Source organism: Pseudomonas sp. TE31087, from assembly GCF_057284075.1.
Genome location: NZ_JBXVNN010000001.1, coordinates 5,065,499 through 5,085,423, shown reverse-complemented (window position 1 = coordinate 5,085,423; position 19,925 = coordinate 5,065,499). Strand labels below are relative to the sequence as shown.

The window sequence follows — 19,925 nt, the reverse complement described above, 5'->3', positions numbered from 1 at the left end:
TTGCCCCGCGATTTGGCCAGATCAGGCAGTGATGTTATCCGGGTGTGCGTCATCGCGGGGCAAGCCCGCTCCCACGCCAGATTTCTTTGCCAGGACAGAAAAGACAAAACCCCTACCTGCTCGCGCAGATAGGGGTTTTGCGAAATGAATCTTGACGATGACCTACTCTCACATGGGGAAACCCCACACTACCATCGGCGATGCATCGTTTCACTGCTGAGTTCGGGATGGGATCAGGTGGTTCCAATGCTCTATGGTCGTCAAGAAATTCTGTTGCCAGAACATCCAGATGGATACTCCAGCCAATTCGGATATGTGATCTTTGTGGTTCGTCGCGAACTTTCGGTTCTTTCGTCTTCACCACCACAATTTGGTCTCGGCGCAAATTGCTTGGGTGTTATATGGTCAAGCCTCACGGGCAATTAGTATTGGTTAGCTCAACGCCTCACAGCGCTTACACACCCAACCTATCAACGTCGTAGTCTTCGACGGCCCTTCAGGGAGCTCAAGGCTCCAGTGAGATCTCATCTTGAGGCAAGTTTCCCGCTTAGATGCTTTCAGCGGTTATCTCTTCCGAACATAGCTACCCGGCAATGCCACTGGCGTGACAACCGGAACACCAGAGGTTCGTCCACTCCGGTCCTCTCGTACTAGGAGCAGCCCCTCTCAAATCTCAAACGTCCACGGCAGATAGGGACCGAACTGTCTCACGACGTTCTAAACCCAGCTCGCGTACCACTTTAAATGGCGAACAGCCATACCCTTGGGACCGGCTTCAGCCCCAGGATGTGATGAGCCGACATCGAGGTGCCAAACACCGCCGTCGATATGAACTCTTGGGCGGTATCAGCCTGTTATCCCCGGAGTACCTTTTATCCGTTGAGCGATGGCCCTTCCATACAGAACCACCGGATCACTAAGACCTACTTTCGTACCTGCTCGACGTGTGTGTCTCGCAGTCAAGCGCGCTTTTGCCTTTATACTCTACGACCGATTTCCGACCGGTCTGAGCGCACCTTCGTACTCCTCCGTTACTCTTTGGGAGGAGACCGCCCCAGTCAAACTACCCACCATACACTGTCCTCGATCCGGATAACGGACCTGAGTTAGAACCTCAAGGTTGCCAGGGTGGTATTTCAAGGATGGCTCCATGAGAACTGGCGTCCCCACTTCAAAGCCTCCCACCTATCCTACACAAGCAAGCTCAAAGTCCAGTGCAAAGCTATAGTAAAGGTTCACGGGGTCTTTCCGTCTAGCCGCGGATACACTGCATCTTCACAGCGATTTCAATTTCACTGAGTCTCGGGTGGAGACAGCGCCGCCATCGTTACGCCATTCGTGCAGGTCGGAACTTACCCGACAAGGAATTTCGCTACCTTAGGACCGTTATAGTTACGGCCGCCGTTTACCGGGGCTTCGATCAAGAGCTTCGCTTGCGCTAACCCCATCAATTAACCTTCCGGCACCGGGCAGGCGTCACACCCTATACGTCCACTTTCGTGTTTGCAGAGTGCTGTGTTTTTAATAAACAGTCGCAGCGGCCTGGTATCTTCGACCGGCGTGGGCTTACGCAGCAAGTGCTTCACCCTCACCGGCGCACCTTCTCCCGAAGTTACGGTGCCATTTTGCCTAGTTCCTTCACCCGAGTTCTCTCAAGCGCCTTGGTATTCTCTACCTAACCACCTGTGTCGGTTTGGGGTACGGTTCCCAGTTATCTGAAGCTTAGGAGCTTTTCTTGGAAGCATGGCATCAACCACTTCGCGCTCTAATGAGCACTCGTCATCAGCTCTCGGCCTTGAGATCCCGGATTTGCCTAAGATCTCAGCCTACCACCTTAAACTTGGACAACCAACGCCAAGCTGGCCTAGCCTTCTCCGTCCCTCCATCGCAATAACTGGAAGTACAGGAATATTAACCTGTTTTCCATCGACTACGCTTTTCAGCCTCGCCTTAGGGACCGACTAACCCTGCGTCGATTAACGTTGCGCAGGAAACCTTGGTCTTTCGGCGTGCGAGTTTTTCACTCGCATTGTCGTTACTCATGTCAGCATTCGCACTTCTGATACCTCCAGCAAGCTTCTCAACTCACCTTCACAGGCTTACAGAACGCTCCTCTACCGCATCACCAAAGGTGATACCCGTAGCTTCGGTGCATGGTTTGAGCCCCGTTACATCTTCCGCGCAGGCCGACTCGACTAGTGAGCTATTACGCTTTCTTTAAAGGGTGGCTGCTTCTAAGCCAACCTCCTAGCTGTCTAAGCCTTCCCACATCGTTTCCCACTTAACCATGACTTTGGGACCTTAGCTGACGGTCTGGGTTGTTTCCCTTTTCACGACGGACGTTAGCACCCGCCGTGTGTCTCCCATGCTCGGCACTTGTAGGTATTCGGAGTTTGCATCGGTTTGGTAAGTCGGGATGACCCCCTAGCCGAAACAGTGCTCTACCCCCTACAGTGATACATGAGGCGCTACCTAAATAGCTTTCGAGGAGAACCAGCTATCTCCGAGCTTGATTAGCCTTTCACTCCGATCCACAGGTCATCCGCTAACTTTTCAACGGTAGTCGGTTCGGTCCTCCAGTCAGTGTTACCTAACCTTCAACCTGCCCATGGATAGATCGCCCGGTTTCGGGTCTATACCCAGCGACTAAAGCGCCCTATTAAGACTCGCTTTCGCTACGCCTCCCCTATTCGGTTAAGCTCGCCACTGAATATAAGTCGCTGACCCATTATACAAAAGGTACGCAGTCACCTAACAAAGTAGGCTCCCACTGCTTGTACGCATACGGTTTCAGGTTCTATTTCACTCCCCTCTCCGGGGTTCTTTTCGCCTTTCCCTCACGGTACTGGTTCACTATCGGTCAGTCAGTAGTATTTAGCCTTGGAGGATGGTCCCCCCATGTTCAGACAAAGTTTCTCGTGCTCCGTCCTACTCGATTTCACTGGCAAGAGATTTTCGTGTACGGGGCTATCACCCACTATGGCCGCACTTTCCAGAGCGTTCCACTAATCTCAAACCAGCTTAAGGGCTGGTCCCCGTTCGCTCGCCACTACTAAGGGAATCTCGGTTGATTTCTTTTCCTCAGGGTACTTAGATGTTTCAGTTCCCCTGGTTCGCCTCTTGCACCTATGTATTCAGTACAAGATAACCAGCTTATGCTGGCTGGGTTCCCCCATTCAGAGATCTCTGGATCACAGTCTGTTTGCCGACTCCCCAAAGCTTATCGCAGGCTACCACGTCTTTCATCGCCTCTGACTGCCAAGGCATCCACCGTATGCGCTTCTTCACTTGACCATATAACCCCAAGCAATCTGGTTATACTGTGAAGACGACATTCGCCGAAAATTCGCACGTCGCTCTTTCGAGCAGAACTCACAAATTTTACCTTAGCCTGATCCACCAGCAGTGAAACTGGTGTTCAGTCTATTTCTATCACATATCCGAATTTTTAAAGAACGATCTGACAAAAGTCAGAAATCAACATTCATCAACGAATGTTCATTTCTAAGTTCTGAGCAGTGCTGCGAAACCTGAAAGAGTGGTGGAGCCAAGCGGGATCGAACCGCTGACCTCCTGCGTGCAAGGCAGGCGCTCTCCCAGCTGAGCTATGGCCCCATTTGACCAGCCGCACCAAGTAATTGGTAGGTCTGGGCAGATTTGAACTGCCGACCTCACCCTTATCAGGGGTGCGCTCTAACCAACTGAGCTACAGACCTATAACAGGGTCGCGTTACAGCATCGTCTTTACACAATGAATCAAGCAATTCGTGTGGGAGCTCATCAGCAGGCTGATGTCTTCGATTAAGGAGGTGATCCAGCCGCAGGTTCCCCTACGGCTACCTTGTTACGACTTCACCCCAGTCATGAATCACACCGTGGTAACCGTCCTCCCGAAGGTTAGACTAGCTACTTCTGGTGCAACCCACTCCCATGGTGTGACGGGCGGTGTGTACAAGGCCCGGGAACGTATTCACCGCAACATTCTGATTTGCGATTACTAGCGATTCCGACTTCACGCAGTCGAGTTGCAGACTGCGATCCGGACTACGATCGGTTTTGTGAGATTAGCTCCACCTCGCGGCTTGGCAACCCTCTGTACCGACCATTGTAGCACGTGTGTAGCCCAGGCCGTAAGGGCCATGATGACTTGACGTCATCCCCACCTTCCTCCGGTTTGTCACCGGCAGTCTCCTTAGAGTGCCCACCATAACGTGCTGGTAACTAAGGACAAGGGTTGCGCTCGTTACGGGACTTAACCCAACATCTCACGACACGAGCTGACGACAGCCATGCAGCACCTGTGTCAGAGCTCCCGAAGGCACCAATCCATCTCTGGAAAGTTCTCTGCATGTCAAGGCCTGGTAAGGTTCTTCGCGTTGCTTCGAATTAAACCACATGCTCCACCGCTTGTGCGGGCCCCCGTCAATTCATTTGAGTTTTAACCTTGCGGCCGTACTCCCCAGGCGGTCAACTTAATGCGTTAGCTGCGCCACTAAAATCTCAAGGATTCCAACGGCTAGTTGACATCGTTTACGGCGTGGACTACCAGGGTATCTAATCCTGTTTGCTCCCCACGCTTTCGCACCTCAGTGTCAGTATCAGTCCAGGTGGTCGCCTTCGCCACTGGTGTTCCTTCCTATATCTACGCATTTCACCGCTACACAGGAAATTCCACCACCCTCTACCGTACTCTAGCTTGCCAGTTTTGGATGCAGTTCCCAGGTTGAGCCCGGGGCTTTCACATCCAACTTAACAAACCACCTACGCGCGCTTTACGCCCAGTAATTCCGATTAACGCTTGCACCCTCTGTATTACCGCGGCTGCTGGCACAGAGTTAGCCGGTGCTTATTCTGTCGGTAACGTCAAAATTGCACGGTATTAACGTACAACCCTTCCTCCCAACTTAAAGTGCTTTACAATCCGAAGACCTTCTTCACACACGCGGCATGGCTGGATCAGGCTTTCGCCCATTGTCCAATATTCCCCACTGCTGCCTCCCGTAGGAGTCTGGACCGTGTCTCAGTTCCAGTGTGACTGATCATCCTCTCAGACCAGTTACGGATCGTCGCCTAGGTGAGCCATTACCTCACCTACTAGCTAATCCGACCTAGGCTCATCTGATAGCGCAAGGCCCGAAGGTCCCCTGCTTTCTCCCGTAGGACGTATGCGGTATTAGCGTTCCTTTCGAAACGTTGTCCCCCACTACCAGGCAGATTCCTAGGCATTACTCACCCGTCCGCCGCTGAATCAAGGAGCAAGCTCCCGTCATCCGCTCGACTTGCATGTGTTAGGCCTGCCGCCAGCGTTCAATCTGAGCCATGATCAAACTCTTCAGTTCAATACTGCTTGGGTTTTTAAGAAACCCTAAACTTGGCTCAGCAATCTCAAATGACTATGTGATTTCTCGCATGGCCACTTGTGATGCTGATAATCTTGGCGACTATCAGTCCATACTCACAAGCACCCACACGAATTGCTTGATTCAATTTGTTAAAGAGCGTTTGGTTAAGAGCTTTTCGTCTCAACCGAGGCGCGCATTCTACGCTTTCCTCATTTCGTGTCAAGCGTTTATTTTGAAGTTTTTCGTTTCACTTCAAACACTTGACTCGCTGCGATCTCTCGTAGCGGGAGGCGAATCATACAGCGTTACAACTTGCTGTCAACTGCCTTTTTCACCGCTGCCGATCAGGTGATCGAAGCACCTCCGATACCACCTGAAACATTCAACCTTTTGATTAACAAAAGATTTTTCGTTTCGACTACGTCGGAAGTGGGGCGCATTATAAGGGGATCTGAGAGGGCGTCAACCGTTAATTTCATCAAATTGAAATATCGGGGAAAAAGACCGCGTCAGGGCCTCAAGGTGTTCGCCACGACCCTTGCAGCGCCTGTGAGATCGAGCGCCGCGCGGGCGGCGCTCGATCTCATAGGCGCCAGAAAACCCTCGGCGAACACCTCTGAGACACAACGCAATCCCAAGGCGAACACTTCACCCACACAACACAACTCCAAGACAGGCACCTGCCATTCCCAACACCTATATAAAGCAGCCCCCAAAAACAAAGCGGGGCGGCCTCTCGGCCGCCCCGCTTTCACCCCTGCGCCTTACAAGCTCGGGAACGCAAACTGCGAAGCCTCATGGCTGGCCCGCTGTGGCCAGCGCTGGGTGATCGCCTTGCGACGGGTATAGAAGCGCACACCGTCCGGGCCATAGGCATGCAGGTCGCCGAACAGCGAACGCTTCCAGCCACCGAAGCTGTGGTAGGCCACCGGCACCGGCAGCGGTACGTTGACCCCGACCATGCCCACTTCAATCTCGTCGCAGAACAGCCGCGCAGCCTCACCGTCACGGGTGAAGATGCAGGTACCGTTGCCGTACTCATGCTCGTTGATCAGCTGCATGGCCTGTTCCAGGCTGTTCACCCGCACCACGCACAGCACCGGGCCGAAGATCTCTTCCTTATAGATGCGCATCTCGGGGGTGACCTTGTCGAACAGGGTGCCGCCGACAAAATAGCCATCCTCGTTACCGGCCACACGGTAGCCACGACCATCGACCACCAGCTTGGCGCCAGCAGCAACGCCGTCATCGATGTAACCCACCACCTTGTCACGCGCGGCGGCGGTCACCAGCGGCCCCATGTCCAGGCCACAGGAAGTGCCGGCACCGATCTTCAGCGCCTTGATCTGCGGTTCCAGCTTGGCGATCAGCGCATCGGCCACCTGGTCGCCGACACACACAGCCACCGAAATGGCCATGCAGCGTTCGCCACAGGAACCGTAGGCCGCGCCCATCAGCGCGCTGACGGCGTTGTCCAGGTCGGCGTCGGGCATCAGCACCGCATGGTTCTTCGCGCCACCCAGGGCCTGGACGCGCTTGCCGCGCTTGGTGCCCTCGGCATAGATGTACTCGGCGATCGGGGTCGAACCGACGAAACTCAGGGCCTTGACCTCTGGCGCCTCGATCAGCGCATCGACCGCTTCCTTGTCGCCATGCACGACGTTGAGGATGCCCTTCGGCAGGCCGGCCTCCAGCAGCAGCTGGGCGATATACAGGGTCGAGCTCGGATCGCGCTCGGACGGCTTGAGGATGAAGGCGTTGCCGCAGGCGATGGCCAGCGGGTACATCCACAGCGGCACCATGGCCGGGAAGTTGAACGGGGTGATACCGGCGACGATGCCCAGCGGCTGGAAGTCGGACCAGGCGTCGATGTTCGGGCCGACGTTGCGGCTGTACTCACCCTTGAGCAGTTCAGGGGCGGCGCAGGCGAACTCGACGTTCTCGATGCCACGCTTGAGCTCGCCAGCGGCGTCTTCCACGGTCTTGCCGTGCTCCTCGCTGATCATCTGCGAGATCTTCGCCTCGTTCTGCTCCAGCAACTGCTTGAAGCGGAACATCACCTGGGCACGCTTGGCCGGTGGGGTGTTGCGCCAGGCCGGGAAGGCGGCCTTGGCCGAATCGATGGCCTGCTGGACGGTGGCGCGGCTGGCCAGTTCGACCTTGCGCACGGCCTGGCCGGTGGACGGGTTGAAGACATCGGCGGTGCGCTCGCCCTTGGTGACCAGCTCGCCGTGGATCAGGTGCTGAACAATGCTCATGCAGAACTCCAGATAAAGAAGGTAGAAACAGGCGCGTGGTACTCACGCGCCCGACATCGAATTCAGAAAAGTCAGTCGACCTTGTTCAGGGCTTCGCCCACCGCGTCGAACAGGCGATCCAGTTCCTGCGGCTGGGTGTTGAAGGTCGGCCCGAACTGCAGGGTGTCGCCACCGAAGCGCACATAGAAGCCGGCTTGCCACAGCTTCATGGCCGCCTCGTACGGGCGGACGATGGCGTCACCGTCGCGCGCGGCGATCTGGATGGCGCCGGCCAGGCCGTAGTTGCGGATGTCGACGACGTTCTTCGTCCCCTTCACGCCGTGCAGCAGCTTCTCGAAGTGCGGCGCCAGGTCGGCGGCGGACTGCACCAGGTTTTCCTTCTGCAGCAGGTCCAGTGCGGCGATGCCGGCGGCGCAGGCGACCGGGTGCGCCGAGTAGGTGTAGCCGTGGGGGAATTCCACCGCGTACTCGGGGGTCGGCTGGTTCATGAAGGTCTGGTAGATCTCGCTGGTGGCGATCACCGCGCCCATCGGGATGGCGCCGTTGGTGACCTGCTTGGCGATGCACATCAGGTCCGGGGTGACGCCGAAGGCTTCGGCGCCGGTCATCGCGCCCATGCGACCGAAGCCGGTGATCACTTCGTCGAAGATCAGCAGGATGTTGTGCTGCGTGCAGATCTCACGCAGACGCTTCAGGTAACCCTTCGGCGGCGGCAGCACGCCGGCGGAACCGGCCAGTGGCTCGACGATCACTGCGGCGATGTTCGAGGCATCGTGCAGTTCGATCAGTTTGAGCATCTCGTCGGCCAGGGCGATACCGCCCTCTTCCGGCATGCCCTTGCTGAAGGCGTTGACCGGCAGCACGGTATGAGGCAGGTGGTCGACGTCCAGCAGCTGGCCGAACATCTTGCGGTTGCCGTTGACGCCGCCCAGGCTGGTGCCGGCGATGTTCACACCGTGGTAACCACGGGCACGGCCGATGATCTTGGTCTTGGTGGCCTGGCCCTTCAGGCGCCAGTAGGCACGGACCATCTTCAGCGCGGTGTCGGCGCACTCGGAGCCGGAGTTGGTGAAGAACACGTGGTTCAGGTCACCTGGCACCAGGTCGACGATCTTCTCGGCCAGCTGGAACGACAGCGGGTGGCCGAACTGGAAGGCCGGCGAGTAGTCGAGCGTGGCGACCTGGCGGGCCACCGCTTCGCTGATTTCCTTGCGGGTATGCCCGGCGCCGCAGGTCCACAGCCCCGACAAAGCGTCGAAGATCTTGCGGCCCTTGTCATCGACCAGGTAGTTGCCTTCAGCTGCCACGATCAGCCGCGGGTCGCGCTGGAAGTTGCGGTTGGCGGTGTACGGCATCCAGTGGGCGTCCAGCTTGAGCTGGCTGGCCAGACCGGCCTGGGCGGTTTCGGGCATGTTCATCGGGCGATTCCTCGGAAGACGATTAGGCAACGATGGGTGTTGTTGCAGCTAAATTGTCACGGCGATAAAGTTCGAAAAACCCAGCATTTCTAATCTTCAGTCAGCGGATAACTAAACTAATGAGCCGACGCCCCGATCCCCTCGCCCAGGTCAGCGATTTCGACATCCGCCTGCTGAAAATCTACCGCAGCGTCGTCGAATGCGGCGGTTTCTCGGCAGCGGAAAACGTACTGGGGATCGGCCGCTCGGCGATCAGCCAGCAGATGAACGACCTCGAGCAACGCCTGGGTCTGCGTCTGTGCCAACGCGGCCGCGCCGGTTTTTCGCTGACCGAGGAAGGCCGCGAGGTCTACCATTCGGCGCTGCAACTGCTCAGCGCCCTGGAAACCTTTCGCACCGAAGTGAACGGCCTGCACCAGCACCTGCGCGGCGAACTGAACATCGGCCTCACCGACAACCTGGTGACCCTGCCGCACATGCGCATCACCCATGCCCTGGCCGAACTGAAGGACCGCGGCCCGGACGTGCGCATCCAGATCCGCATGATCGCGCCGAGCCAGGTCGAGCAGGGCGTGCTCGACGGCAGCCTGCATGTCGGCGTGGTGCCGCAGACCAGCCCGCTCTCGGGGCTTGAGTACCAGCCGCTGTACAGCGAACGCTCGCTGCTCTACTGCGCGGTCGGCCATCCACTGTTCTATGCCGACGACCAGCAGATCGACGACGATCGCCTCAATGGCCAGGACGCGATCGCCCCGACCTTCCGCCTGCCGGCCGACATCCAGGCCCATTACCAGGCCCTGCGCTGCACCGCCAGTGCCTCGGACCGCGAAGGCATGGCCTTTCTTATCCTGACCGGACGCTACATCGGCTACCTGCCCGACCATTATGCGATGTTCTGGGTGCAGCAGGGACGCCTGCGTGCGCTCAAGCCCGCCCAGCGCTTCTATGACCTGGGCCTGAGTTGGGTGACCCGCAAGGGCCGCCGGCCGAACCTGGTGCTGGAAAGCTTCCTCGAGAGCCTGGCTGCGACACGTTGATACGCATCTGTACCGCTAATGCTTGTCACTTCGGCACAGGCAGGTAATCTGTCGGACATCCGTAACGACCCGCCCGGAATCGTCCATGACCCTAGAAGTCCCTGCGCATCGCTCCCCCGCCTCGGGCAAGCCCGCCGGCCGCATTCGCCAGAAGAACGAACAGGCCATCATCCAGGCCGCCGAAGACGAGTTCGCCCGGCACGGCTACAAGGGCACGAGCATGAACACCATCGCGCTCAAGGCCGGGCTGCCCAAGGCCAACCTGCACTACTACTTCACCAACAAGCTGGGACTGTACATCGCGGTGCTGAGTAACATCATCGAGCTGTGGGACAGCACCTTCAACGCCCTGAGCGTGGAGGACGACCCGGCCGAAGCGCTCAGCCAGTACATCCGCACCAAGATGGAGTTCTCCCGGCGCAACCCACAGGCCTCGCGGATCTTCGCCATGGAAGTGATCAGCGGCGGCGAATGCCTGAGCGAGTACTTCAGCGCCGACTACCGCGAATGGTTCCGCGGTCGCGCCGCGGTGTTCCAGGCCTGGATGGACGCCGGCAAGATGGACCGGGTGGACCCCGTGCACCTGATCTTCCTGCTCTGGGGCAGCACCCAGCACTACGCCGACTTCGCCACCCAGATCTGCCAGGTGACCGGCCGCAGCCGACTGACCAAGCAGGACATGGAAGACGCCAGCAACAACCTTATCCACATCATTCTCAAAGGCTGCGGCATCAGCACGCCCGCCTGACCCGGACTTATGCCTTCTACCCTGCTCGAGCTCTGCGAGTTCCGCGAGGACATCCGCAAGAGCCGCTTCATCACCCTCGCCGGCCCGATCAGCAGCCCGGCCGAGGCCATGGCCTTCATCGAACGCCACAGCGACCTGGCGGCCACCCACAACTGCTGGGCCTGGAAGCTCGGCGGCCAATACCGCAGCAGCGACGACGGCGAGCCTGGTGGCACGGCCGGGCGCCCGATCCTGGCCGCCATCGAGGCCCAGGACTGCGACCAGGTGGTGGTCCTGGTGATCCGCTGGTACGGCGGCATCCAACTGGGCACCGGCGGCCTGGCCCGGGCCTATGGCGGCGGCGCCAACAAGTGCCTGCAGCAGGCGCCCAAGCGCTTGCTGGTACAGCGCAGCGAGTTCACCTGCAGCTGCACCTTCAGCGAACTGGTGCTGGTCAAGCTGCGCCTGGGCGAAGTCGACGGCCTGGTGCTGGACGAGCAGTTCACCGCCAACGGCGTCGATCTGCGCATCGCCCTGGGTGACAGCCACCTCGAGGTGCTGCAGCAACAGCTCGCCGACCTGAGCCGCGGGCGCATCCTGCTGGAACGGGCCTGAGCATTGCCCACAACTACTGTGGGCCTGCCTGTGGATAAGCTTGGGGTATTCCGATACAGGCCTTGTGCGGCAAGGCCTGTAGAGCATTGAGCATATTTTGATCACAATTGTGTGACACAGACCCAAGTCACTGAAAGCCGATGAGTTATCCCCAGGCGTCAGCGCCATCATGCCCTGGAGCGAGTATTTCCAGGCCGCTGCGCTTGCACACAATTACTGTGGAGCAGCCTGTGGATAACCCGTGAACCACCCTGCCAGACCCCGGCGCCACCGGCCTTTCATACCATCGATCATTTTTTGATCAGTGGTGACGGGGCAACCGACCGGAAGCTGGTTTATGCTCGTCACCCAGGCCTTCCCCTGCGGAGGGCAATCTCCCCCGCTGTCGCGCGGTGAGCGAAACCGCTCGCCCCGCCCTTGATATGGAGTATCGCTATGACCGCCAACAAGAACGCCCTGATCATCGGGGCCTCCCGAGGCCTTGGCCTGGGCCTGGTGCAACGCCTGCGCGAAGGTGGCTGGAACGTAATCGCCACCGTGCGCGATCCGCAAAATCCGGGTGCGCTGGGCGAAGTCTCCGGGGTGCGCATCGAGCGCCTGGAGATGAACGACACTGCCCAGCTCGACGGGCTCAAGCAGCGCCTGCAAGGTGAAGTGTTCGACCTGGTGTTCGTCAACGCCGGGGTGATGGGCCCGCTGCCGCAAGACCTGGAAAGCGTGCAGGTACAACAGATCGGCGAGCTGTTCATGACCAACGCCGTGGCGCCGATCCGTGTGGCCCGCCGCCTCGCCGGCCAGGTACGCGAAGGCAGCGGCGTACTGGCGTTCATGAGCTCGATCCTGGGCAGCGTGACCATCCCCGACGGTGGCGAAGTCTGCCTGTACAAGGCCAGCAAGGCCGCGCTCAACTCGATGATCAACAGCTTCGTGGTCGAGCTGCAGCGCCCCGACCTGGCCGTGCTGGCCATGCACCCGGGCTGGGTGAAGACCGACATGGGCGGCGAGAACGCCGAGATCGACGTGCTCACCAGCACCCGTGGCATGCTCGAGCAGGTCAAGGCCCAGAGCGGCAAAGGCGGCCTGCGCTTCATCAACTACAAGGGCGAGACGCTCACCTGGTAAACCCCGGGGCGATACGGGCCCGGGTGGGCGCATTGCCCGGCCAGGCCCTGTAGAATGGCGGCCAACCGTACCTGATCGAGATTGCACACATGTATGAATGGCTGAACGCCTTGCCCAAGGCGGAACTGCACATGCACCTGGAGGGCTCGCTGGAGCCCGAACTGCTGTTCGCCCTGGCCGAACGCAACAAGATCGCCCTGCCCTGGGCCGACGTCGAGACCCTGCGCAGCGCCTACGCCTTCAACAACCTGCAGGAGTTTCTCGATCTCTACTACCAGGGCGCCGATGTCCTGCGCACCGAGCAGGACTTCTATGACCTGACCTGGGCCTACCTGCAACGCTGCAAGGCGCAGAACGTTATCCACACCGAGCCGTTCTTCGACCCGCAGACCCATACCGACCGGGGCATTCCGTTCGAGGTGGTACTCGATGGCATCAACCGGGCCTTGAAGGATGGCCGCGAGCACCTGGGCATCAGCAGCGGCCTGATCCTCAGCTTCCTGCGCCACCTGAGTGAAGACGAAGCGCACAAGACCCTGGACCAGGCCCTGCCCTTCCGCGACGCCTTCATCGCCGTGGGCCTGGACAGCTCGGAAAAAGGCCATCCGCCGAGCAAGTTCCAGCGTGTCTTCGACCGTGCCCGCAGCGAAGGCTTCCTGACCGTGGCCCATGCCGGCGAGGAAGGCCCGCCCGAGTACATCTGGGAAGCCCTCGACCTGCTGAAGATCCAGCGGATCGACCACGGCGTGCGCGCCATCGAGGACGAGCGCCTGATGCAGCGCATCATCGATGAGCAGATCCCGCTGACCGTCTGCCCGCTGTCCAACACCAAGCTGTGCGTGTTCGAACACATGGGCCAGCACAACATCCTCGACATGCTCGAGCGTGGGGTGAAGGTCACGGTCAACTCCGATGATCCGGCCTACTTCGGTGGCTATGTCACCGAGAACTTCCACGCCCTGCACCAGCACCTGGGCATGACCCAGGACCAGGCACGCCGCCTGGCGCAGAACAGCCTGGACGCACGGCTGGTCCGTTAGCCGACCTGCCGGGCCGGGAGGCAGGCGATCGCGTTGATCTGCTGCTGGCCGAGCGGTGTGAGCTGCACCGCCCGGCTGCCTTCCTGCTCACGCACCCAACCCGACTGGGTGAACAACCGGAGCAGGGCCTTGCCCAGGCAACCGCCCAGGTGCGGGCCCTGATCGTTCCATTTGCTGCAATGGCAGATCACGCAGCCGTGCCGGTCACCGGCGGCCAACGCGTCGATGAACACCCCCAGCGCCTCCAGGTGCTCCTTGCCCTCCTGGCTCACTGACAGGTACTGCTCGTTACCTTCCAGCCAACCGGCCACATGCAGGCGGTGGAGCAGCGCGGCGGCCACTTCGCCGCCCAGGTGGTCGCCACACAGGCGCGCTTTGCGCATCGACAGGGGAATCTGCAGCGTCGTGCCCTGCTCTGCAGGTAAGCGGGTCGCCAGTTGAACGCTGGCCAGCGCCTCCACCGCAGTGCCGACTTCCGGCGCGGCCAGGCGGAAGAAGCGCTTGCGGCCACGCGCCTCGTGCCTGAGCAGCCCGGCACTGGACAACAATGACAGATGCGCGCAGGCCGACGAGGTGCTCAGCCCGGTGAGTACGGCAAGCTCGTCCGCCGCACGCGGGGTGCCATCGATCAACGCCCACAACATGGCGCTGCGCTTGGGATCGGCCATCAGGTTGGCGACCTGACTGATGCTGCGGACTGCGTTCATGAACCTGAAGCTCCCTGATGAATCCCGCCTGCTGGCGAACGCTGCAGATGCCCTGCCTCCGGTGTGGGCAAGCGCGGGATGGTTCGTGTGCCGGAGGGTGGACGCCAGCCCCGGGAAACGCTCATCCCGCGCTGGTCGCCGGAGGCAGTATAAGCCGCTGGAGGGTGCTCGCCGTGAGGGAGGCATGCCCCGGATGGGTCGGGATTTGCCTCCCCAAAAACGTTCTGAAAGATGCGTCTGTCAGAGTGACAGACGGCTGATTCTGCTCATCCCCCGTACTACCGTGGCTCTAGCGGGAACGAGGCTGACAGTCGCTATCAGGGGGGGGCGATGCATCTGACAAGGAGGGGGAAAATTTCCGTCTTGCAAAACAGAACGTCTCCCTACTTCAGACCGTCATGACCGTCAGTCAGGGGACTGATCCCGGTCATGGCACGGGCCGGGGGCGGCGCTACACTAGATCCGCTCCCGCTCACTGGAGGTGGATCGCGATGAAGATTGTCGTCAGTGCGTCGAACCGGAATCCCGCCTGCCCCTGGCAGGTCCAGCTCGACCAGCATGTGGTGAGTTTCCGTAGCGAGGCCGAGGCGCGATCGTTCGTCGCCCTGCTGGAGGCGCGTCTCAACGCGCCCCACCCGCTCACGCAGGCCGGCTGGCCTGCAGGCGCCGGGTCAGCATTGCGACACTGACCACCAACGCGCCGCACAGGCTGATCACCAGCGCCATGGGCACCGCGCTGCCGTCGTGCAGCACCCCGACCAGCGCCGCCGCGCCCGCGGCGACGCTGAACTGCAGGCAGCCCATCAGGGCCGAGGCGCTGCCCGCCCGCGTACCTTGCCCGCTCATGGCACAGGCCGAGGCATTGGGGATGATGCAGCCGAGGCTGGCGATGCACACGAACAGCGGCACCAGTAATGGCCAGAGCTGTGCCGGGCGCAACGCCGCGACCACCAGCAGCGCCAGCGCCGCCACCAGGTACAACCATACCGCCCGCGCCAGCAGGAATGCCGGGCCGCGCTTGGCCAGCAGCCGCGCATTGACCTGGGCCATCAGGATGAAGCCGGCGGCGTTGGTGCCGAACAGCCAACCGTAGTGCTCGGGCGGCACGCCGTAAAGCTTGATGAATACGAACGGCGAACCGGCGATGTAGGCGAACATCCCGGCGATGGCGATGCCGCCGGTCAGCGCATGGCCGACGAACACTCGGTCGCCGAGCAGGCTCAGGTACTGGCGCAGCGCGCCCGACAGCGGCTGGCGTGGAATATGGGCCGGCAGGCTCTCCGGCAAGCCCAGGCCGACCGCCAGCAGGCACGCGGCGCTGAACAGGCCCAGGGCGAGGAAGATCGATTGCCAGCCGGCCACGTTGACCAGCACGCCACCGAGCATCGGCGCGAGGATCGGCGCCAGGCCCATCACCAGCATCAACTGCGAGAACACCTTGGCCGAGGCCACCGCGTCGCACTTGTCGCTGACGATCGCCCGCGACAGCACCATCCCGGCGCAACCGCCCAGAGCCTGGACGAAACGCGCCAGGATCAGGCTGTCGAGATTGGGCGCATAGGCGCAGGCCAGCGATGCCACGGTGAACAGGCCGACCCCGAACAGCAGCGGCAGGCGCCGGCCGAAACGGTCGGCCACCGGCCCGTAGGCGAGCTGGCCCAGGGACAGGCCGAGGAAGTAGGCGGCCAGGGTGGCCTGCACATGCTTTTCGTCGGTGCCGAAGGCATGCGCCATGGCCGGGAAGGCCGGCAGATAGAAGTCGATCGCCAGAGGCCCGAACGCACTGAGGGCGCCGAGAATCAGCAAGGTTCGCAGGTTCATGGAGAATCCATAGCAGGCTAAGCAAGTTTGCTAGTCTACCTGTACTGGATCGCCCGGCGTTGAAAACCTTTGTAATAATTGATCCTGCGTGTCCTGTAGGAAAAGGCAGAAAACAGGGTTGCAGCAGGATCGGCGTGGGAGGATCTGCGTGGGAGCGGGCTTGCCCCGCGATGAGGCCACCCAGGCCAACATCATTGCCTGTTCTGGCGCTATCGCGGGGCAAGCCCGCTCCTACAGAGGTCGCCTTTTCAGGCCACTTCGGCTTGATACCCCTCTTCACGAATCGCCGCCAGGATCTGATCCGCCGCCAGGGCACTTTCCACCCGCACCTGCCGCGCCGCCAGGTCCACTTCCACCCGCGCCGCCGCATCCTGCTCCTGCACCGCCCGGGTCACGCCCTTCACGCAATGGCCACAGGTCATGCCTTGCACATTGAACACTTGCATCGAGGTTGCCTCCTTGTGGGTTTTGCCCAGTCTCAGCCTTGCCATCGGGGCAAGGTCAAGTTCCGCGGAAAACGGCCGGGCTGGAAATCCGCGCGCGGCTCGGCCAAGCTGCGCCTTTGACGATTTTGGCAAGCAGGAGATTTTTCATGATCAGGGCAGCATTGGGCCTCGTCGGATTGCTGGGCGCACTGGCCGTCGTGCCACCGGTCAGCGCCGAGGGCAATTCGGACTACAGCGTGCTGATCATTTCCCGGGAACGCCTGGAAGTGGCCACCAGCTGCGAGATCGGCATCTACCTCAACGACCAGTTGTCCGGTCGCCTGTTCCAGGAGCAGGCGACTTCGTTCAACCTGCCGCCGGGCCCGGTGGATGTACGCCTGCGCCTGCTGCCAGGGCAGGTACCCGGCTGCGCGCCGGGCGTCGAGGACCAACGCAGCACGCGCCTGACCCTGCAGGCGGGCCAGATCAACAAGTACCGCATTGCGATGGGGCAAAATGGCCTGGTGCTGAAGCGAGCCGGCCTGGGCTATTGACCTTGCCCGCATGGCAAGGTTGATGCTGGAGGCCAGTCCACGGAGGAGAGAGCCATGCCCGCATCCACCACCTTCGACCTGCCGATCGCCGGCATGACCTGCGCCAGTTGCGCAGGTCGGGTCGAACGCGCCCTGCGCAAGGTCACCGGTACCGAACACGTCAGCGTCAACCTCGCCACCGAGCAGGCCCGGGTCCAGGCCCCGGCCGACAGCCTGCCGGCACTGGTCGGCGCGGTGCGCGACGCCGGTTACAGCGTCCCCACCCGCACCCTCGAACTGCAGATCGGCGGCATGACCTGCGCCAGTTGCGCCGGCCGGGTCGAGCGCGCCCTCGGCAAGCTGCCGGGGGTCGAGCAAGTCAGCGTCAACCTGGCCAGCGAACGCGCCCACCTCGAAGTGCTCGAGGGCGTCGACGACGGCGCGCTGATCGCCGCGGTCGAGAAGGCCGGCTACAGCGCCACCCTGCCGCGTACTCCCCACGATGACCAGGCCCAGGCCCGACGCCGCCTGCGCAACGAACGCCTGGCGGTCGGCGCCGCCCTGCTGCTGGCCCTGCCACTGGTGCTGCCGATGCTGGTGCAACCCTTCGGCCTGCACTGGATGCTGCCGGCCTGGGCGCAGTTCCTGCTGGCCACCCCGGTGCAGTTCATCCTTGGCGCGCGCTTTTATGTCGCCGCCTGGAAGGCCGTGCGCGCCGGTGCCGGCAACATGGACCTGCTGGTCGCCCTGGGCACCAGCGCCGGCTACGGCCTGAGCCTGTACCAATGGGCCAATGCCCACACCGGCATGGAACCGCACCTGTATTTCGAAGCCTCGGCGGTGGTGATCGCCCTGGTGCTGCTGGGCAAGTACCTGGAAAGCCGCGCCAAGCGCCAGACCGCCAGCGCCATCCGGGCACTGGAAGCCCTGCGCCCGGAACGCGCCGTGCGGGTGGTCGAGGGGCGCGAGGAAGACGTCGCCATCAGCCAGCTGCGCCTGGACGATGTGGTGCTGGTCAAGCCCGGCGAGCGCTTCCCGGTCGATGGCCAGGTGCTCGAAGGCAGCAGCCATGCCGATGAAGCCCTGATCAGTGGCGAAAGCCTGCCGGTGCCCAAGCAGCCCGGCGACGCGGTGACCGGTGGCGCCATCAACGGCGAAGGCCGTTTGCTGGTGAAGACCCTGGCGCTGGGCACCGAGACCGTGCTCGCCCGCATCATCCGCCTGGTCGAGGACGCCCAGGCGGCCAAGGCGCCGATCCAGAAGCTGGTCGACCGGGTCAGCCAGGTGTTCGTCCCCGCGGTGCTGGTACTGGCCCTGGTCACCCTGGTCGGCTGGTGGCTGGCCGGCGCACCGCTGGAAACCGCGCTGATCAACGCCGTCGCCGTGCTGGTGATCGCCTGCCCCTGCGCCCTGGGCTTGGCCACGCCCGCCGCGATCATGGCCGGCACCGGCGTCGCCGCCCGCCACGGTATCCTGATCAAGGACGCCGAAGCGCTGGAGCGCGCGCATGCGGTCAACCGCGTGGTGTTCGACAAGACCGGCACCCTCACCTCCGGCAGCCCGCGCATCGTCCATCAACAGGCCAGCAGCGGCGACGACAACGAACTGCTGCGCCTGGCCGGTGCCCTACAACGTGGCAGCGAACACCCCTTGGCCAAGGCGGTGCTCGATGCCTGCGCCGAACGCGATCTTGACGTACCGCAAGTGGCCGACAGCCAGTCCCTCACCGGCCGTGGCATCGCCGGCCAGGTGGATGGCCGCGAGCTGGCCCTGGGCAACCGCCGCCTGCTCGACGAGAGCCGGTTGGTGCCGGGCGAATTGGCGGCCAGCGCCCAGGCCTGGGAGGCCGAGGGCCGTACCTTGTCCTGGTTGATCGAGCGTGGCAGCCAGCCCCGCGTGCTGGGCCTGTTCGCCTTTGGCGACAGCCTCAAGCCCGGTGCCGACCAGGCCATCGCCGCCTTGCATGCCCGCCACATCAGCAGCCACCTGCTGACTGGCGACAACCGCGGCAGCGCCAAGGTGGTGGCCGAGGCCCTCGGCATCGACGACGTGCACGCCGAAGTGCTGCCGGCGGACAAGGCGGCCACGGTGGCCGCACTCAAGCAGCAGGGCGTGGTGGCCATGGTCGGCGACGGCATCAACGATGCCCCGGCGCTGGCGGCCGCCGATATCGGCATCGCCATGGGCGGTGGCACCGACGTGGCCATGCAGGCGGCCGGCATCACCCTGATGCGCGGCGACCCGCGCCTGGTGCCCGCCGCCCTGGAGATCAGCCGCAAGACCTACGCGAAGATCCGCCAGAACCTGTTCTGGGCATTCATCTACAACCTGATCGGCATCCCCCTGGCCGCGCTGGGCTACCTCAATCCGGTGCTGGCCGGCGCCGCCATGGCGCTGTCCAGCGTCAGCGTGGTGAGCAATGCCCTGTGGCTGAAGACCTGGAAACCCACCGCCATCGACCAGGAGGCCCCATGAACATCGGCCAGGCCGCCCGCCGCAGCGGGCTCAGCGCCAAGATGATCCGCTACTACGAGTCCATCGGCCTGCTGCGTCCCGCCACGCGCAGCGAAAGCGGCTACCGGCTGTACCAGCAGGAGGACCTGCACAGCCTGGCGTTCATCAAGCGCTCGCGCGACCTGGGTTTTTCCCTGGAGGAAGTCGCCAGGCTGCTGACCCTGTGGCAGGACCGCCAGCGCGCCAGCGCCGACGTGAAGGCCCTGGCCACGCAGCATATCGAGGCGCTGAACAAGCGTATCGAGGAGTTGGTGAGCCTGCGCGACACCCTCGGCGAATTGGTGGCCCACTGCCAGGGCGATGACCGGCCGGATTGTCCGATCCTCAAGGACCTGGCCAATGGCAGCGGGTGTTGTCACTGATGGC

14 protein-coding genes, 2 tRNA genes and 3 rRNA genes are annotated in these 19,925 nt (G+C 61.7%); 9 read left to right on the top strand and 10 right to left on the bottom strand.

Annotation, left to right across the window (positions count from 1 at the left end):
• Nucleotides 1–149 precede the first annotated feature (149 nt).
• The 7 genes from rrf to aptA all read right to left on the bottom strand — a co-directional run bounded on the left by rrf (nt 150) and on the right by aptA (nt 9,018).
• Nucleotides 150–265: ribosomal RNA gene (rrf, locus tag ACZ899_RS22965) — 5S ribosomal RNA — on the bottom strand.
• A gap of 136 nt (nt 266–401) precedes the next feature.
• Nucleotides 402–3,294, bottom strand: a 23S ribosomal RNA gene (locus ACZ899_RS22960).
• A gap of 245 nt (nt 3,295–3,539) precedes the next feature.
• Nucleotides 3,540–3,615: transfer RNA gene (locus ACZ899_RS22955), tRNA-Ala, on the bottom strand.
• Nucleotides 3,616–3,639: 24 nt separating this feature from the next.
• Nucleotides 3,640–3,716 (bottom strand) — tRNA-Ile (locus tag ACZ899_RS22950).
• A gap of 86 nt (nt 3,717–3,802) precedes the next feature.
• Nucleotides 3,803–5,339 (bottom strand): 16S ribosomal RNA (locus ACZ899_RS22945).
• The 16S, 23S and 5S rRNA genes sit together here with 2 tRNA genes alongside, the layout of an rRNA operon.
• Nucleotides 5,340–6,106: 767 nt before the next feature.
• Nucleotides 6,107–7,600, bottom strand: coding sequence for a CoA-acylating methylmalonate-semialdehyde dehydrogenase (locus tag ACZ899_RS22940; protein WP_234562991.1), 1,494 nt, complete (start codon nt 7,598–7,600; stop codon nt 6,107–6,109).
• A gap of 71 nt (nt 7,601–7,671) precedes the next feature.
• Nucleotides 7,672–9,018: an omega-aminotransferase AptA gene (gene aptA, locus ACZ899_RS22935; protein ID WP_234562992.1), complete on the bottom strand. Its 1,347-nt coding sequence runs from the start codon at nt 9,016–9,018 to the stop codon at nt 7,672–7,674.
• A 119-nt stretch (nt 9,019–9,137) separates the two neighbouring features.
• On the opposite strand from aptA, the gene ACZ899_RS22930 reads away from it, so the two are divergent.
• From ACZ899_RS22930 to ACZ899_RS22910, 5 genes are all read left to right on the top strand, one after another.
• On the top strand, nt 9,138–10,055 hold the full coding sequence (locus tag ACZ899_RS22930; protein WP_234562993.1) for a LysR family transcriptional regulator: 918 nt from the start codon (nt 9,138–9,140) through the stop codon (nt 10,053–10,055).
• An 85-nt stretch (nt 10,056–10,140) separates the two neighbouring features.
• On the top strand, nt 10,141–10,803 hold the full coding sequence (locus ACZ899_RS22925; protein WP_023629633.1) for a TetR/AcrR family transcriptional regulator: 663 nt from the start codon (nt 10,141–10,143) through the stop codon (nt 10,801–10,803).
• 9 nt (nt 10,804–10,812) lie between these two features.
• Nucleotides 10,813–11,397, top strand: a complete 585-nt coding sequence (locus tag ACZ899_RS22920; RefSeq protein ID WP_234562994.1) for an IMPACT family protein — start codon at nt 10,813–10,815, stop codon at nt 11,395–11,397.
• A 435-nt stretch (nt 11,398–11,832) separates the two neighbouring features.
• Nucleotides 11,833–12,519, top strand: coding sequence for an SDR family oxidoreductase (locus ACZ899_RS22915; protein WP_234562995.1), 687 nt, complete (start codon nt 11,833–11,835; stop codon nt 12,517–12,519).
• Between the two features lie 89 nt (nt 12,520–12,608).
• A complete protein-coding gene (locus ACZ899_RS22910; RefSeq protein WP_234562996.1) occupies nt 12,609–13,559 on the top strand; it encodes an adenosine deaminase in 951 nt (316 codons plus the stop codon).
• Here ACZ899_RS22910 and ACZ899_RS22905 read toward each other — a convergent pair.
• On the bottom strand, nt 13,556–14,266 hold the full coding sequence (locus ACZ899_RS22905) for an ArsR/SmtB family transcription factor (protein WP_203650400.1): 711 nt from the start codon (nt 14,264–14,266) through the stop codon (nt 13,556–13,558). The two genes, ACZ899_RS22910 and ACZ899_RS22905, sit on opposite strands and share 4 nt — an antisense overlap.
• Before the next feature lie 491 nt (nt 14,267–14,757).
• Here ACZ899_RS22905 and ACZ899_RS22900 point away from each other — a divergent pair, with 491 nt between their 5' ends.
• Nucleotides 14,758–14,955 (top strand): hypothetical protein, encoded by a 198-nt coding sequence (locus ACZ899_RS22900; RefSeq protein ID WP_082337625.1) that lies wholly within the window; start codon nt 14,758–14,760, stop codon nt 14,953–14,955.
• On the opposite strand, the gene ACZ899_RS22895 is transcribed toward ACZ899_RS22900, so the two are convergent.
• A complete protein-coding gene (locus ACZ899_RS22895; protein WP_198744452.1) occupies nt 14,906–16,087 on the bottom strand; it encodes a multidrug effflux MFS transporter in 1,182 nt (393 codons plus the stop codon). The two genes, ACZ899_RS22900 and ACZ899_RS22895, sit on opposite strands and share 50 nt — an antisense overlap.
• Before the next feature lie 248 nt (nt 16,088–16,335).
• Nucleotides 16,336–16,533: a heavy-metal-associated domain-containing protein gene (locus ACZ899_RS22890; RefSeq protein ID WP_028691383.1), complete on the bottom strand. Its 198-nt coding sequence runs from the start codon at nt 16,531–16,533 to the stop codon at nt 16,336–16,338.
• A 146-nt stretch (nt 16,534–16,679) separates the two neighbouring features.
• Between ACZ899_RS22890 and ACZ899_RS22885 the strand changes: the two genes are divergently transcribed.
• Genes ACZ899_RS22885 through cueR form a run of 3 tightly spaced genes read left to right on the top strand, consistent with a single transcriptional unit; the run spans nt 16,680 to nt 19,921 of the window.
• Entirely contained in the window at nt 16,680–17,066 is a 387-nt protein-coding gene (locus ACZ899_RS22885; protein WP_203650397.1) for a hypothetical protein, read from the top strand.
• 54 nt (nt 17,067–17,120) lie between these two features.
• A complete protein-coding gene (locus ACZ899_RS22880; protein ID WP_234562997.1) occupies nt 17,121–19,520 on the top strand; it encodes a heavy metal translocating P-type ATPase in 2,400 nt (799 codons plus the stop codon).
• Nucleotides 19,517–19,921 (top strand): Cu(I)-responsive transcriptional regulator, encoded by a 405-nt coding sequence (cueR, locus tag ACZ899_RS22875; RefSeq protein WP_186734472.1) that lies wholly within the window; start codon nt 19,517–19,519, stop codon nt 19,919–19,921. The genes ACZ899_RS22880 and cueR overlap by 4 nt, the downstream gene beginning before the upstream one ends.
• The last annotated feature ends 4 nt before the right edge of the window (nt 19,922–19,925 follow it).

What these genes read in the sequence shown, in the direction of transcription:
- ACZ899_RS22940 (WP_234562991.1), bottom strand. Translation starts at nt 7,600, where the DNA reads ATGAGCATTGTTCAGCACCTGATCCACGGCGAGCTGGTCACCAAGGGC.
- aptA (WP_234562992.1), bottom strand. Translation starts at nt 9,018, where the DNA reads ATGAACATGCCCGAAACCGCCCAGGCCGGTCTGGCCAGCCAGCTCAAG.
- ACZ899_RS22930 (WP_234562993.1), top strand. Translation starts at nt 9,138, where the DNA reads ATGAGCCGACGCCCCGATCCCCTCGCCCAGGTCAGCGATTTCGACATC.
- ACZ899_RS22925 (WP_023629633.1), top strand. Translation starts at nt 10,141, where the DNA reads ATGACCCTAGAAGTCCCTGCGCATCGCTCCCCCGCCTCGGGCAAGCCC.
- ACZ899_RS22920 (WP_234562994.1), top strand. Translation starts at nt 10,813, where the DNA reads ATGCCTTCTACCCTGCTCGAGCTCTGCGAGTTCCGCGAGGACATCCGC.
- ACZ899_RS22915 (WP_234562995.1), top strand. Translation starts at nt 11,833, where the DNA reads ATGACCGCCAACAAGAACGCCCTGATCATCGGGGCCTCCCGAGGCCTT.
- ACZ899_RS22910 (WP_234562996.1), top strand. Translation starts at nt 12,609, where the DNA reads ATGTATGAATGGCTGAACGCCTTGCCCAAGGCGGAACTGCACATGCAC.
- ACZ899_RS22905 (WP_203650400.1), bottom strand. Translation starts at nt 14,266, where the DNA reads ATGAACGCAGTCCGCAGCATCAGTCAGGTCGCCAACCTGATGGCCGAT.
- ACZ899_RS22900 (WP_082337625.1), top strand. Translation starts at nt 14,758, where the DNA reads ATGAAGATTGTCGTCAGTGCGTCGAACCGGAATCCCGCCTGCCCCTGG.
- ACZ899_RS22895 (WP_198744452.1), bottom strand. Translation starts at nt 16,087, where the DNA reads ATGAACCTGCGAACCTTGCTGATTCTCGGCGCCCTCAGTGCGTTCGGG.
- ACZ899_RS22890 (WP_028691383.1), bottom strand. Translation starts at nt 16,533, where the DNA reads ATGCAAGTGTTCAATGTGCAAGGCATGACCTGTGGCCATTGCGTGAAG.
- ACZ899_RS22885 (WP_203650397.1), top strand. Translation starts at nt 16,680, where the DNA reads ATGATCAGGGCAGCATTGGGCCTCGTCGGATTGCTGGGCGCACTGGCC.
- ACZ899_RS22880 (WP_234562997.1), top strand. Translation starts at nt 17,121, where the DNA reads ATGCCCGCATCCACCACCTTCGACCTGCCGATCGCCGGCATGACCTGC.
- cueR (WP_186734472.1), top strand. Translation starts at nt 19,517, where the DNA reads ATGAACATCGGCCAGGCCGCCCGCCGCAGCGGGCTCAGCGCCAAGATG.